Raw genomic sequence first — 13,879 nt, forward strand, 5'->3', positions numbered from 1 at the left:
CGCTCAGCCTGCCTTGCCAAGTTTCGTTCAGGCTTCGTTCGGTGCTGGGGCCGAGGCGGGCGTGGGCTCGGCCGGGCGGGCCGACCACACGCTATCTTCCGCGCCGAGGCGCACCCGCCGGGCGGTGGCGCGTGCCATCCATACGAGGCCCAGGCCACCGGCCAGCGCGGTGAGGTCCACGCCCAGGGCGGCGAGGCTGCTGCTGGCCCACAGGCCGAGGCCGGGAATCAGCCAGGCCAGCAGGGTGGTGAGCGGGATGCAGAAGGTGGCCAGCGCGGCCAACCACAGCAGGGGCACCACGGCGCGGCCGGCGCCACGCCAGAAGGCCCAGGCGAGGCTGGCGAAGAACACGCCGTAATACACATACCAGTGCCAGGCATTCAGGTCGGCGACATGGCCGTGCAGCCATTTGGCGCAGGCAATCGTCAGCGAGACGCCGGCGATGCAGCCGATGCACACGCCCACCGTGGCCGAAGCCAGGAGGCGCGTATCCAGGCGCTGGCCGGGCAGGGCTTCGCTCTGGCGCTGTTTCTTGCGGCGCGACTCGATCCACAGCAGGTTGCCGCTGTAGAACAGCCAGGCGCCGGCCAGGGCGAGCAGGAAGTACATCCAGCGCACCGGCGTGCCGCCGAAGGTGGCGAAGTGCAGGGCGAAGAAGCTGGAGAGGGTGGTGTTGGCTGCGTCCTGCGTGCCGGGCAGGAAGTCTCGGCTCAAAACCTTGCCGTTCCAAGGGTCCAGCGCCACGAAGCCGCCCATGGCGCGCGGGGCCAGTGCAGCGGGATCACTGCCCCACACTCGCACCATGGCGCGCGGGCCGGCGAGATTCACGTATTGCAGCGAATTGGGCTCGAAGCCGGGCGAGAGCGCCTGGGCGCGCTCGAGCAGCGAGACGGGCGGGAGCATGTCAGCCGGGTCGCGCGGGGCTGGTTTGGCGGCCGGACGCTGCTGGTTGAAGGCGCTGGCGAGGCGGCCGCTGTGGAGGTACTTGTCCTGCAGGGCGTAGAGGCCGTCGTGGTAGGCGAAGACCACGGCGGTGATGGCCATCACGATGTGAAAGGGCAGGCTGATGATGCCGACCACATTGTGCGCGTCCAGCCACATGCGCTTGAGGTTCTTGCCCAGGCGCAGGGCGAAGAAGTCCTTCACCAGGGTCGGTAGTAGCACGATCACGCCGGACACCAGGGCCAGCGCGTAGAGCGCGGCGACGACGCCCATCAGCCAGCGGTTGGGGTCGGTATCGAAGGGCAGGCCGACCACCCGGTGCAGGATGTCGATGAACTCGGCGAGCTGCGAGGGCTGGCTTTCGCTGACGAGGGCATTGCCTTCGGCATCCAGCGTGGCGCTGTAGTGGCGACCATTGAGGGGGTCGTGATCGTCCTGGCCTTCTTCGCGCTCCACCCAGCTCAGGCGGGCAGGCTCATGCTCGGTGGGTTTGAGATTCAGCTGGAAGCCCTTGGCCGCGCCCGGATGGGTGGCGAGGGTGCGGGCGATTAGGGCGGGCGTATCCGCGAGCGGGACTTCGATAGCGGCAACAGGCGCAGCGGCCCAGCGGGCCAGCGGCTCCTTGAAGACGGTCAGCGCCCCGGCATAGAACGCGATGAACAGCGCCATGCCGGTGAGGATGCCGGTCCAGGTATGAACGGTTTTGTAGATGCGGATGTAGTCGCTGCGCATGATGTACAGGAGAGAAGGTCAGGCCGGGCGGGCCAGAAGCAGCGTGGCGAAGACCAGCAGGTTGGCCCCGCCCAGCCACAGCCAGGCACGCAGGCCGCTGCTGAAGAAAAAGCAGCCACTGAGTACGCCCAGCCAGATCGGGGTGACCAGCCACATCGCGAACTGGGCCCGCGTGCCGGGCGCGAGGCCGGCAGTGGCGAGTATCAGCAGGCCACTGCAGCCCATGGCGAGGGTGAAGCCGAGGAGTGCGCCAGCGAGCGATTTTGCAATCCAGTCGCGGCGGATTGGAGCGGGCTTGGAGCTTGTCGTCGTCATGTCAGCGGCTTTCCTTGCGAGCAATGAGTGCCCCCAGATAGGGCAGCAGCACGAAGGCCAGCATCAGCCAGGTGAGCAGCACAAAAACAGCCACCACGCTGTGCAGGGCCTGGCCAAGTGCGATCAGGGCCGCCACCAGCAGGGCCGCCCCGGCCAGGCGGGCGGGGCGGGCAGCCAGCGCGCTGGCGCGCCAGCGCTGGTGGGGCGAGGCGAGATGAATGGCGAAGCTGCCCGCCAGGGCGAGCAGCAGGCCTGAGAGCAGCCACCCCAGCATCAGAAGTCCACCGTGGCTGAGAGCTTGTAGGTACGCGGTGCGCCGAGGGTGGCGAAGCCTTCACCGAAGCGGCCGGACCAGTAGTTCTCATCGGTCAGGTTCTCGACGGCAAAACGCAGCACCACTGGCTTGCTGAAGGCCGAGAGCGCGTAGTTGGCGCCGGCATCCCAGCGGGTCCACGACGGCAACTCAAGCTTGTTGGCGGCATCGAGATACTGGGCGCTGGTGTAGGTGACACGCCCGTTCAGCGTCAGCCCGCTGATCCAGGGCAGATCCCATTCGCTGCCGAGGTTGGCGGTCCAGGCCGGCACGCCCGGCGCCTTCTTGCCATCGTTGGCGGCGGTCGCGGCACGCACTTGCTCACCCACGGTGTAGGCGGCACCACCGAGCATGCGGACCTGACGGCTCAGCTGACCGGCGATGGTCCACTCGAAGCCCTGGTTCTTCTGCTCGCCATCCAGTGCCAGGGTGGGGCGCGAGGCGCTGGTGGCAACGGAAATCGTGGACGGCTTGAGGATGCTGAACAGGCTGAAGGTGTTGATGAAGCTGCCGTGCTCCCACTTCACGCCCACTTCCTTCTGGCGCGTCTTGTACGGTGCGAGTGTTTCGCCCTCGTTGGCATACACCGAGGACACGACGACGCCCGGGCTCAGGCCTTCAATGTAGTTTGCATACAGCGAGACTTCAGGCCCCCAGGGCTTCACGACCAGACCCAGCATCGGCGTGATGGCGCTCTCTTCGTAGGCGGTGGGCGTGGCCATCTTCTGCTTGACGCTCTGCGAGCGGGCGCCGAGGGTCAGCAGGGTGCTGTCTTCGAACAGGCTCAGGGTGTCGGCGAGTGCCAGGCTGGAGTAGATGTTGTCGGCCGAGCGGGCGACGGCGCCGTGGGCGCCGGCAATGGTCGGATTGGTCTTCGGGTCGTAGATGTTGGTGACGTAGCTGGCGCTGGTGTTCACCGGGGCGAGGCCGGTGGTGGTGTGTTGCTGGGCAAAGCTGGCGACCATCTGGTGGGCGATGCTGCCGGTGCTGAAGCTGCTGCGCAGGCCGGTTTCCCCCGAGCTCGAGCGGGTATAGCCAGCCTGGTTGTAGGTCTGGCCGGTGGCATTGCCATTGGCATTGGTCAGTACGACACGGGTGCCGTTGATGAAACCATCGTAGTTGTAGTTGGCGGTGCCCAGGGCCGCGTAGGCGGAGAGGCCGCGGGTAAGTTCCACCTCGCCGCGCAGCATGGCGCCATCGGTACGCTGGTGGGCGTAGGTGCCGCGCAGGGCGTTCTTGCTGGTATCCGGCGCATCGATGACGCGCCCCAGGGTGCTGAAGCCGACCATCAGCGGGCTGCCGTCGGACTGGTTCTGGTGAGCCGAGTAGGCGTCCAGTTCCATCTTCCAGCGCTCACCCCGGTAGTCGAGGCCCAGGGAAGAGAAGTTGTCGCGCTTCTTCTGGTCTTCGAGCGTGGTTTCGCCATAGCCCAGTGAGCCGTTAAAGCGCACGCCGAGGCGCTTCTCCGCGCCGAAACGACGTCCGATGTCGGCGGCTTGTGTCAGATGCGAGCTAGATGCGTAGCTGGTGGTGAGGCGGGTCAGATCCTGGTCGGTGGCGCGCTTGGTCACCAGATTGACCACCCCGCCCACGGCGCCGCTCGGGGCAATGCCCGAGAGCATGGCGGCCGGACCTTTGAAGACTTCGACGCGCTCGACGAATTCGGTCGGCACATGGGCGCCGGGCAGCATGCCGTACATGCCGTTGAAGGCGAGTTCCGAGGAGTTGATCTCGAAACCGCGGATGGTGATGTTCTCGGCATTGTGGCCGTCGCTGGTGGTGAAGCGCACCGAGGGATCATTGCGCAGCACTTCGCCGACGGTGGCGGCCTGCTGGTCGGCAATTGCCTGGGCGGTGTAAGCCGTGACGTTGAAGGGGGCGTCCATCACGTCGACGTTGCCCAGCACGCCGAGCTTGGCGCCACGCGCCACCTGGCCGCCCGCATAGGACGCCGGCAGGTCGGTGGGGGATACGGTGGTGCCGGTGACCTTGACCGCAGCCAGGGTGACTTCGCCGGACGGGCGCGAACCCTGTTCGGCGGGCTTGACCAGGATGTAGCTGCCATTGCCCTGACGGCTGGCGTTCAGACCCTGGCCACGCAAGAGTTCGGCAAAGCCCTGCTCGACGCTGAAGATGCCGGACAGGCCGCGGCTGCTGCGGCCTTGCAGCAGACTGGCATCCGCGCTGAACTCGACGCCGGCGATGGCGGCAAAGCTGTTCAGCACCCGATCCAGCGGGCCGGCCTGGATGTTGTAGTTGCGCGCCGCGCTGGCGGCGGGCACTGTGCTCTGGGCGTAGGCCAGGGGTGTGGTGACGCCGACGGCACCGAGCACCAGACCTGTCATCAGGGCGCTGCGCACGGCGCTGGCGGTGCCGCTCGGGGCAAAGCTGGCGAGGCCCTGCTTACGCGGCAGAGCGCGTTGCGCAGAAGAGGGAAGGGAGGCGTGTTTGGCCATGCTGCGGTCCTTTCGGTTCGGAAATATTGAGTGGCTTCATCAGGTATTCCGAACGAGATCGCGAAACCCTCAATGCCAGGCTGAAATTTTTTTCGCCGCGGAGAATGGCGGGTGCGCAACCCAGGGCTGGGGACGCGTTCCTGCCCTTGCCCCGGGGCTGCCAATCCGCGCCTCAGCTCGCCTGCAGGGTGACCCAGTAGCGGGTGCGATAGACCGGCACGAGGGGCAGGGCCAGTGCAAGGTTCTGCAGGGCGCGATCGGTGTCGCGCAGGGAGAACACGCCGCTCACGCGCAGCTCCGCTACGGCCGGATCGCAGCGCAGCAGGCCCGGCCGGTAGCGGGCGAGTTCGGCGACGAAGTCCGCCACACGCATGTTCTCGGCCAGCAGTACGCCATTGCGCCAGGCCGCCGCGCTTTCCTGTACCGGTGTGAGGGGCGCGATCCGGGTGGCGGAATAGTGGCTGCCTTCGCCGGCGCTGATACGGATAGCCAGGTCCGGTATGCGGCGGCTGCGCAGCTCCACCGCGCCTTCGAACACGGCGACCTGCGAGGCGCTTTCGTCCTGCCGTACGCTGAAACGGGTGCCCAGCGCTTCGATGCGACCATGCCGGCCGTGCACCCGGAAAGGGCGGTGCACGCTGGCCGGGTCCGGCGCCGTGGTGATCAGGATTTCGCCCGCGTGCAGCACGATGCGGCGCTCCTGCGCATCGAAGCGCACATCGATCCGGGTGGCGGTGGCCAGCACGATCGAGGTGCCATCCGCCAGCCAGATCTCGCGGATCTCGCCCGTGGCGGTGGCGTAGTCCGCCGTGCCGAGTTGCCAGGTGTCGGTGCTGTGCAGCAGGCTGGCAGCGCCGCCCGCTACGATGGCCAGGCCGAACAGGCGGCGCAGGGTCGTGCGCTTCTGCCAGGCCTGATCTGCGGGCTCGCGCAGCACATGATGGGCGAGCTCGGGCGGCAGGCCGTCGAGCTTGTCCTCGAAGATCTGCAGTTCCTGCCAGGCACGTTCATGATCGGGGTGGGCGGCCCGCCACTGTGCGCAGGCAGCCTTATCCTCCGCACGGGCGTCTTCCGACCACAAACGGGCCATCCATTCGGCCGCTTTGGCGACGATGGCCGGGTTCAGGGCGGTGGCGTCGGGGGCGGCCGGGGCGTTCATCGGTGTGCGCGGGTCAGGCGTTTTGGGCATGCAGCGCGCGGTGGCAGGCGATCAGCCCGGTGGCGATGTATTTCTCGACTGAAGAGACTGAAACCTCCAGTCGCTCGGCAATCTCGCGATAGCTCAGGCCATCTAGCCGGCACATGAGGAGCGCCATGCGCGCCTTGGGGGCGAGGCCATGCAGGATCGCATCGATCTCGACCAGGGCTTCAATGACCAGCGCGCGGGCTTCTTCGGAAGGCGCCTGCTGTTCCGGCAGGAGGGCGAGAGCCTCCAGATAGGCCGCTTCAATCTGGCGGCGGCGATACAGATCGATGATCAGACCGTTGGCAATCTGGCTCAAGTGGCGACGGGATTCATCCTGCTGCGGCATGTGCCCGCTGCTGAGGAGGCGCAGATAGGTGTCGTGGGCCAGATCGGCGGCATCGAAGGCATTGCCGAGTTTCTTGCGCAGCCAGCCTCGCAGCCAGCCATGGTGCTCGGTGTAGAGCGCCTCGATTTGCCGGTGGAATGCAAAATCAGCGATGGATGCAGCGGTGGCGGACACGGCGGACTCCCTGTGCCCGAGGATTGGTATCGGGCATGATGAATCAAATGAGAATGATTATCATTTTATACATATCCAGTGAGGGCGGTAAAGCGTTTTGCCCGGCACAAAAAAAGGCCCGGTCTGAGCCGGGCCTGAAGTAGTGAGCAGTGTGGTGGCTTGAGGCAGCCAGCTGACCTGAGGAGGAAGGACAGGCCGCCGGACGGCTTCAAGCACGGTTCAGCAAACTGGCGGGCGCACCGCAGCGCCTTGCAGCGAACGCTGCGGCGGACGTCGCCCACCCGTTTGTCGAACATCCGGCGGCATCAGGCCGCCGAAGTGATCAATGCGCTGATTTTCGGGCGATCAGCCTCCTTTCCTGAGTTGCGGGTTTCGGTTGAGCGGGCGTGTTCCAGTGCCTGCACGTCACCGCTGATCTGGCCGCCGGCTTCGATGAGCAGACTGCCGTAGCGGATCGTGCCGCGCACGCGGCCGGTGGCGTGGATGACGAGCTTGTCGCGGGCAGTCAGGTCGCCCTCGAAGTGGCCGTGGATTTCGGCGACATCGATGCCGACCTTGCCGGAGAAGGCGCCTTTCTCGGCAATGCGTAGCACGCGGCTATCCATGGTGGCTTCGACGCGGCCCTCGACGATCAGGGTGTCGCAATCCAGAATTTCGGCGCCCTTGAGCTTGACCTCGGGACCAACGACCAGGCGGCTGGGCGATTCGGTGTCTGCTGCCGGGGCGGGTGTATGGCGGGTGTCCGGGCTGCTGCTGGTCTGCGCGGCGAGCTGAGCGGCCTGGGTGGCGTTCAGTTCGGCCGCGTCGCGCAGGCGGTTCTGCGGCTGGAGCGCCGGATAGGCCCCGGGCGTGTGGGTGACGCGGGGCTGGCGCTCCGCTGCGGCTTCGGAACTGCGGGGCAGGGCTTTATGGAACATCTGGTCTCCTTCGTGAGCGGGGCGGCCTTCAAGGAGCGAAGCGCCGACAAGGAGATACAGTGCAGAGGCCGTGCCAGATTCAACTAATCATTATTAATCAACGGTTTGTTTGTTATTTGTGAGATCTCGTCCGGGCCTCGGGTGTCGCCTTGCAGCGACAGCTTTTCGGGCCGCTGCGGGCAAAGCCCCTTGCCGCCGGGCGAGGCACTGTCGCGAATCGGCGACAGCCTGGATCAGGCCTGCCCGGCCGGATCTGTGGCGTCCTTGAAGGCGCTTGCTTCAAGGTGGTGGCGGGCGAGCAGGCGGTAGAACTCGGTGCGGTTACGCCGGGCGAGCCGGGCAGCCTGGGCAACCTTGCCGTCGGTGAGGCGCAGCAGGCGAACGAGGTAGTCACGCTCGAAGCGCTGGCGGGCTTCCTCGAAGGATTCGATGGCGCCGCCCTCATCCTGCAGCGCACGCTGGACCAGCGCGGCGGGGATCACCGGGGTAGTGGAAAGGGCTACGGTCTGCTCGACGACGTTCAGCAACTGGCGCACGTTGCCGGGCCAGGGCGCCGCCAGCAGCAGCGCCATGGCTTCCGGCGAATAGGTGGTGACGGCACGTTTGTAGCGCGCGGCGAGGCGCAACAGGAAGTGCTGGGCGAGCAGCGGAATGTCTTCACGGCGCTCGGCCAGCGAGGGGAGGGCAAGGCTGACGACATTCAGGCGGTAGTACAGATCGTCGCGGAAACGCCCTTCGCTACGTGCGACATGTAGATCGCGATGGGTGGCGGAGAGGATGCGTACATCGATCGGCAGGCTGCGCGTGGCGCCAACCGGGCGTACTTCGCGCTCCTCCAGCACACGCAGCAGTTTGACCTGGAGGGGCGTGGGCATGTCGCCGATCTCGTCGAGGAAGAGCGTGCCGCCGCGCGCGGACTGGAACAGCCCGTCGTGGTCGCGATGGGCGCCGGTGAAGGCGCCTTTGACATGGCCGAAGAGCTCGGATTCGAGCAGGTGCTCGGGGATCGCCCCGCAGTTGATGGCCACGAAGGGTTTGCCGGCGCGCGGGCTGGCCTGGTGGATGGCGCGTGCGAGCAGCTCCTTGCCGGCACCGCTGGGGCCGCTGATGAAGATGCTGACTTCGCTGGCGGCGACCAGCTCGGCCTGGCGCAGAAAGTCTTCCATCAGCGTGCTGCGGGTGAGGATCTCGCTGCGCCAGGCCGCCGGTTTGCGCGATTCACCCGCATCGCCCGAGCGGCCGATGGCGCGGCGGATCTGCGCGATCAACTCGCCCGCGTCGTAAGGCTTGGTGAGATAACCGGACACACCGCGCTGGGTGGCTTCGATGGCCTCCGGGATATTGCCATGGGCGGTCAGCACGATCACCGGTAGCGAGAGATGCTGCTGGCGCACCGCGTCGAAGAGGGCTAGCCCGTCCATGCCGGCCATGCGCAGATCGGTGACGATGATGTCCGGCCGCTGCGCGGCGATTGCCGCCAAGGCTGCCGGGCCGCTGTCGGCACAGCGGATGGCAAAGCCGCTGGCCTTGAGGCGGATGGAGAGCAGGCGCAGCAGGTCGGGGTCGTCGTCAACCAGCAACACGCGGGTGTTGGCAGTTTCGGGGGCGGTGGGGGTCTGAGTCATTTGGCTTTCGGGCGTTCCTGCATTTTCAGCTCGATCTCGCGCAAGGCGTCGAGCTTCTGGCGCATCTGTTCATTGCCTGCCTGCGCCTCGCGCAGCTTCTGCTGGCTGCTGGCCTGGGCGTCGTCGAGGCGGCGGATGTCCTGCAGCATGGGCAGCAAGAGTTGCGCCAGCGGGTGATTGCGGCCGCGGCCATTGGCGTCTGAGGGGGGAAGATCCAGCAGTGCGAGGGCACGCGCGCGGTCGCCCGGCGGGCTGGGGGCAATGGCGTGAAACAGGGCGAGCTGCAGGCGCCGTTCTTCGCTGCGCTTGCTGGCGTAGTGTTTTTGCAGGCTTTCGGCTTCGGCCGCGAGCTCGGCCGGGTTCATGGCGCGGATCCGGCTGCTCTGCTGGAGGAGGTCGAGATCCGCTTCGCTGCTGGCCTGAAGCAGGCCAACATGCCTGAGTTCGGTGGTGCTGCAGGCGCTGGTGAGCAAGGCGAGCGCGCCGGCGAGCAGCAGGCTGGAGAGGGCTTTCATGCTGGAGACCCGGTGAGCGGCAGGCGGACGCAGGCGCGCGTGCCCTGGGGGGAGTTGGGGTGTAGCGAAACTTCGCCGCCATGCAGGGCGACGAGCTCATGCACGATGGACAGGCCTAGGCCGCTGCCCTTGACCGGGCTACCTTGCGGTGCCGGCCCCTGAACAAATGCTTCGAACATGCCGGGGGCCAGCTCGAGCGGAATGCCGGGGCCTTCGTCGCAGACTTCGATGCAGATCTGGCCGGCCCCCGCGCTGCTGCGGATGAGCACGCTGCTGCCTGGCGGGGCGTATTTGAGGGCGTTGGAGAGCAGGTTGTCGAGGATCACGCGGAGCTTCTCGCGGTCCGCCTGTAAGTTCAGCGCATCGCCTTCGCTGGCGATGCGGATGCTGCGGGCCGCGGCGGCGAGTTTGTGGTCGGCAATGAGCAGGGCAATGAGTTCTGTCAGCGCGATCTGCTCGCGGCGCAGATCGCCCGGCGCAAAGCGCAGGCCGCTGTAATCGAGCAGGTTTTCGATCAGCTTGCGCAGGCGCTGGCAGTTGCTGGCGAGGATCTGCACGACTTCGAGCTGCTCGGTGTTGAGCGGGCCGGTCACCTTGTCGAGCAGCAGCGCGGTGCCTTCATGCAGGGCGGTGAGCGGCGTCTTGAGTTCGTGCGAGACATGGTGGAGAAGGCGGGTCTTCTGCGCGTCGAGTGCCTGCAGGCGCGTGCGCAACCAGTCCAGACGCTGGCCGAGGAGGGCCATGTCGCGCGGGCCGGTGACACGGATCGGGGTGTCGAAACGCCCTTCGCCGAGCCCGCGCATGGCTTCCTCGATCTGGCGGAAGGGGCGCCGGATCAGGGCGGTGATGCCCAGCGCCAGGAGCAGGCTGATCGGGATCAGGATCCACAAGCGCTGCAGTAACTGGCGGCGGGCTGCTGCCGCTTCGATCCGCAGTGATTGGATGTCAGCCTCGATGCGGGCGTCGGCCTGGTTGATGATGAGGCTGGCGCTGTCATTCATGGCCGCGAAGGCTTTGAGCAAAGCCGGGCCGCGGTCCTGGCTCAGTTCTGCTGGCTGCAGGCTTTGCCAGATGCTCTCTTCTGCCGTGCGCAGGGCATCAAGGCTGCTGCCGAGATCGAGCGCGTCGGCATGCTGCTGGAGGCGTTCGGCGGTTTCGCTGAAGGCTGTGCGCTGGCGGGCATAGGTGCCGAGCCCGGCTTCGTCGCCGAGTACCAATTGCTGGCGGGCGAGGCGCTCCAGGGCGGTGAGATGTTCGCCGAGGGCACGGCTTTCGCGGGTGATGGTCGTGGCGCGGGTGATCGCGCTTTCGCTGCGCTGGCTGAGCTGGGCGAGCGAGAAATAGGCGCCGAACAAGGCCAGCACTGCAGGCAGGGCGACCAGTACGAAACCGAGTAGCAGCAGCTTGGGAAGGGAGAGCGGATAGGGCAGGCGCATCGGGCACGGGTACAAAGCAGCCCCTGTTTGTACCTGCGTTGCTGGCGCAGGTTCCCCTCGGGGCGACGGAAGGCCGCTGCGCGTCAGGCGAGTGTTAGCCCGGCCGCCTGCAGGCGACGAGTGTGAAAGCTGGCCCGGTAGCGGGCGCCGAGCCCGCTGAAGTTCAGTGCGGGCAGGGCACCATGCAGGGTGCTCAGTGGCAGGGGGCGGATCTGGATCAGGGCGTCATTGCGCAACAGGCATTGCAGCTGGCGCTTGAAGGCATGCTGGGCCGCCAGTGGCAGGCTGGCAGACGCCATGCGCCGCACGAAATGGCTCCAGCGGGTCTGCATTGCGCGGCGCAAGGAATCGAGGGCAGCATCGTTGAGATCGAGCTGCCAGTTCTGCTCCAGCATGGCTACCAGCAGCACGCTGGTAGGGCGTACATCGTGATGAACCCAGCTATTAACCAGATGTAGGCGCCCGCTGCGGGTGCGGTTGTGCCAGTGCCGGCTGGTGATGCGGACCACATCGGCCTGCGGTTGTGGGCCAGGCTGGCCGGCGAAGAGCAGCAGGTAGGGGCTGTCGGCATCGAACGGATTGTCGTGCTGGCGCAGGCACAGCAGGGTGTCGAGGTAGAGAAGGCTGGTGGGGGCTGACATGGCCGTGATTATGCCCGCGAGGAGCCGTCCGGCGCTTGGTCGGGAGGCAAGGGCACTCGGCCAGTTTGCTCCGCTCGCTGAGCATTCGGGCTTGTTTTCGGTAGCAGGACGCAGTTTGCTCGAAGATGTCGAAAAAAGCGTTTCAACACAGATGATCTGGCCGGGTTTGGAACGGCTTCGGTGCGTGCAGGAACGATGCGTCAGGCGGCTTTTCGCGCCATAATCGCCGAAATAATGCCCTCGTACGGCGCATGGCATTGCTTCAATGCGCGCGCGGTTGGGCAAGAGAAAGGGAAGAGGATGAATTCAGCGGCAGACAAGCGGGTGACTTTGGCTGACGTGGCCAAGCTGGCAGGTGTTTCGAAGCAGACCGTGTCGCGCGTGGTGAATGGCAGCGAACACGTGACCGAGGACACGCGCACCCGCGTGCTCCAGTGCATCGACACCCTCGGCTTCCGCCCCAGTGCGCTGGCACGCCAGTTGAGCACCGGCCGCAGCCAGACCATCGGTGTCGTGAGCAATGGCGGCCAGGGCTATCTGGTTTCTGGCGTGGCGTACCTCGGTATGGTGCGCCAGGCCGACAAGATGGGCTATGCGCTGCTGATCAAGGAAATGACCGATTTCAGCAGCGGCAGCATCCGTACCATGCTGGATTATCTGATCGAGCGTCAGGTGGACGGCGTGATCTGGGCGGGCCCCGAAATCGGCGACAGCCATGCCTGGCTGGATACTTTCGATGCTGCCAGCCTGCCGATGCCGCTGGTGGCCATCAATGCCAAGCCGCGTCCCGGCGTGGATACCGTGAGTTTTGACAATTTCGAAGCGGGGCGCGTGGCGACCCGCCACCTGCTGAGCCTGGGGCGCAAGAACATTGGCCATATTGCTGGCCCGACCAATCGCTGGGTGTCGCAGCAGCGCGTTGAAGGCTGGAAGGCGGCACTGGCTGAAGCCGGCACGAGCGAGATGGCCCGCAACGTGGTGGAGGGCGACTGGGATGTGCATACCGGCGGCCCCGGTCTGCGCCGCCTGCTGGAAATCTGTCCGAAGCTGGATGCGGTTTTCGTGGGCAGCGACCGGATGGCAATCGGTGTACTTGCCGAAGCCCACAAGCTGGGTTTGCGTGTGCCGGAAGACCTTGCCGTGATGGGCGTGGATAACTTGCCCGAGAGCGCCTACCTGATCCCGCCACTGACCTCCATGACGCAGGACACGCCGCGCATGGCCGAGGTGGCGCTACGCCTTCTGGTGCGGCGCATCTGCGAGCGCCGCGGCGAGCCTTACCCGGAAGCCTGTGCGATTCCCGAGAACCCGCTTCTTACGCACGATCTGGTGGTGCGCCAGAGCACCCTGTGTGGCAAGCTGGCGAGCAAATAGTCCGTTTACCTGGACAAGCAAAAGCCCGGTTGAACCGGGCTTTTGCGTTTCTGGCGGGGTGGTCAAAGGCCGGGACTCAGCTTTCGCTTCTAGTGGCCTGCAAACGTGTGAGCTGCTTGCGACTGAGGCAGAGCAGGAGCCGTTTGGCGTCCGTTTGTTTGCCCAGGCGCTTGAAGCCGAGCTGGCTGCAATAGAAGCCGGCATGGCTGCGCGGGCATTCGGCGAGGATATCGGTGCTGTCCCAGTCCGCAACGGTACTGGCAAGCGCCTGGATCATCGGGCGAGCGAGCTGCTCGGGCGCAATGTGCTGGTCAAAGGCGAGTCGCTCGACTTCGACCAGGCGTGCGCCCCGTGCGCGCAGCGCGTCGAGTGCCGGGCGGTGCAGCAGGTCCAACTGCAGGCCGGCGGGGTTGTCGCGGCGCAGGCAGATCACGCCCTGAGCGCGCTGCCGGCGTGGGCTGATATGAAGCGCCAGCGCCACAACGCGTTCGAGTTCGGGGGCTGGCAATCGATCAAGGGGAGGATGCTGCGGCTGCAACTGCTCCAGCAGGCGGCGGGCTTGTTCCAGCTGCCAATGGCTGGCGGCGAGGCCTATGCGCAGGGTGCTGCCAGCTACTTCCAGACAGGTTTCAAAGGCCAACTCGCGCAGGGCTTCGAAAAGGTAGATCTGCTCCGGGGCGTGCCGGTCCGGGTTGGAGAGGCGCGAGCGGAGCGGTTTCGCAGCAGTCGAATCGGGTCGAACCGTGGCCACGATGGTCTGGGTCTAAGTAATTGGTTATATGCCGAAAGTACTATAGTTGCCGAATTTGACCATTATATGTATGTGGCCTATCTTGACTAGCGCCTTTTGAGCTTTTTCCAGCCTGAAACCGGTAAAAAGCTGAAAAGCCCGCCCGGATTCCTCCGG

Annotated in this window: 13 protein-coding genes; 1 reads left to right on the forward strand and 12 read right to left on the reverse strand. The window is 66.0% G+C overall.

Going from position 1 to position 13,879, the window contains the following annotated elements:
• Window positions 1-27 precede the first annotated feature (27 nt).
• The 11 genes from HJ583_RS05440 to HJ583_RS05490 form a co-directional block, all read right to left on the reverse strand.
• The gene (locus HJ583_RS05440; RefSeq protein WP_170020955.1) at window positions 28-1,674 is read right to left on the reverse strand and encodes a PepSY-associated TM helix domain-containing protein; all 1,647 of its coding nucleotides are present in this window, start codon (window positions 1,672-1,674) and stop codon (window positions 28-30) included.
• Window positions 1,675-1,692: 18 nt separating this feature from the next.
• Window positions 1,693-1,989: a hypothetical protein gene (locus tag HJ583_RS05445; RefSeq protein ID WP_170020956.1), complete on the reverse strand. Its 297-nt coding sequence runs from the start codon at window positions 1,987-1,989 to the stop codon at window positions 1,693-1,695.
• A 1-nt stretch (window position 1,990) separates the two neighbouring features.
• The gene (locus HJ583_RS05450; protein ID WP_170020957.1) at window positions 1,991-2,263 is read right to left on the reverse strand and encodes a hypothetical protein; all 273 of its coding nucleotides are present in this window, start codon (window positions 2,261-2,263) and stop codon (window positions 1,991-1,993) included.
• On the reverse strand, window positions 2,263-4,758 hold the full coding sequence (locus HJ583_RS05455; RefSeq protein ID WP_170020958.1) for a TonB-dependent receptor: 2,496 nt from the start codon (window positions 4,756-4,758) through the stop codon (window positions 2,263-2,265). Before HJ583_RS05455 ends, HJ583_RS05450 begins: the two co-directional genes overlap by 1 nt.
• Before the next feature lie 172 nt (window positions 4,759-4,930).
• Complete coding sequence (locus tag HJ583_RS05460) at window positions 4,931-5,947, reverse strand: FecR domain-containing protein (protein ID WP_170020959.1); 1,017 nt, start codon at window positions 5,945-5,947, stop codon at window positions 4,931-4,933.
• On the reverse strand, window positions 5,931-6,464 hold the full coding sequence (locus tag HJ583_RS05465; RefSeq protein WP_328824833.1) for a sigma-70 family RNA polymerase sigma factor: 534 nt from the start codon (window positions 6,462-6,464) through the stop codon (window positions 5,931-5,933). Before HJ583_RS05465 ends, HJ583_RS05460 begins: the two co-directional genes overlap by 17 nt.
• Before the next feature lie 305 nt (window positions 6,465-6,769).
• The gene (locus tag HJ583_RS05470) at window positions 6,770-7,381 is read right to left on the reverse strand and encodes a bactofilin family protein (protein WP_170020960.1); all 612 of its coding nucleotides are present in this window, start codon (window positions 7,379-7,381) and stop codon (window positions 6,770-6,772) included.
• Window positions 7,382-7,614: 233 nt separating this feature from the next.
• Window positions 7,615-9,006, reverse strand: a complete 1,392-nt coding sequence (locus HJ583_RS05475; protein ID WP_170020961.1) for a sigma 54-interacting transcriptional regulator — start codon at window positions 9,004-9,006, stop codon at window positions 7,615-7,617.
• Window positions 9,003-9,521, reverse strand: a complete 519-nt coding sequence (locus tag HJ583_RS05480) for a hypothetical protein (protein ID WP_170020962.1) — start codon at window positions 9,519-9,521, stop codon at window positions 9,003-9,005. The genes HJ583_RS05475 and HJ583_RS05480 overlap by 4 nt, the downstream gene beginning before the upstream one ends.
• Window positions 9,518-10,957, reverse strand: a complete 1,440-nt coding sequence (locus HJ583_RS05485; RefSeq protein ID WP_170020963.1) for a sensor histidine kinase — start codon at window positions 10,955-10,957, stop codon at window positions 9,518-9,520. Before HJ583_RS05485 ends, HJ583_RS05480 begins: the two co-directional genes overlap by 4 nt.
• 83 nt (window positions 10,958-11,040) lie before the next feature.
• Entirely contained in the window at window positions 11,041-11,598 is a 558-nt protein-coding gene (locus HJ583_RS05490) for a hypothetical protein (RefSeq protein ID WP_170020964.1), read from the reverse strand.
• Window positions 11,599-11,898: 300 nt separating this feature from the next.
• Between HJ583_RS05490 and HJ583_RS05495 the strand changes: the two genes are divergently transcribed.
• Window positions 11,899-12,972 (forward strand): LacI family DNA-binding transcriptional regulator, encoded by a 1,074-nt coding sequence (locus tag HJ583_RS05495; RefSeq protein WP_170020965.1) that lies wholly within the window; start codon window positions 11,899-11,901, stop codon window positions 12,970-12,972.
• A 76-nt stretch (window positions 12,973-13,048) separates the two neighbouring features.
• Here HJ583_RS05495 and HJ583_RS05500 read toward each other — a convergent pair whose 3' ends face one another.
• Window positions 13,049-13,723, reverse strand: coding sequence for an N-acyl amino acid synthase FeeM domain-containing protein (locus HJ583_RS05500; protein WP_170020966.1), 675 nt, complete (start codon window positions 13,721-13,723; stop codon window positions 13,049-13,051).
• Between the last annotated feature and the right edge of the window lie 156 nt (window positions 13,724-13,879).

This window comes from Uliginosibacterium aquaticum, from assembly GCF_012972705.2.
GTDB classification, from domain to species: Bacteria; Pseudomonadota; Gammaproteobacteria; order Burkholderiales; family Rhodocyclaceae; genus Uliginosibacterium; species Uliginosibacterium aquaticum.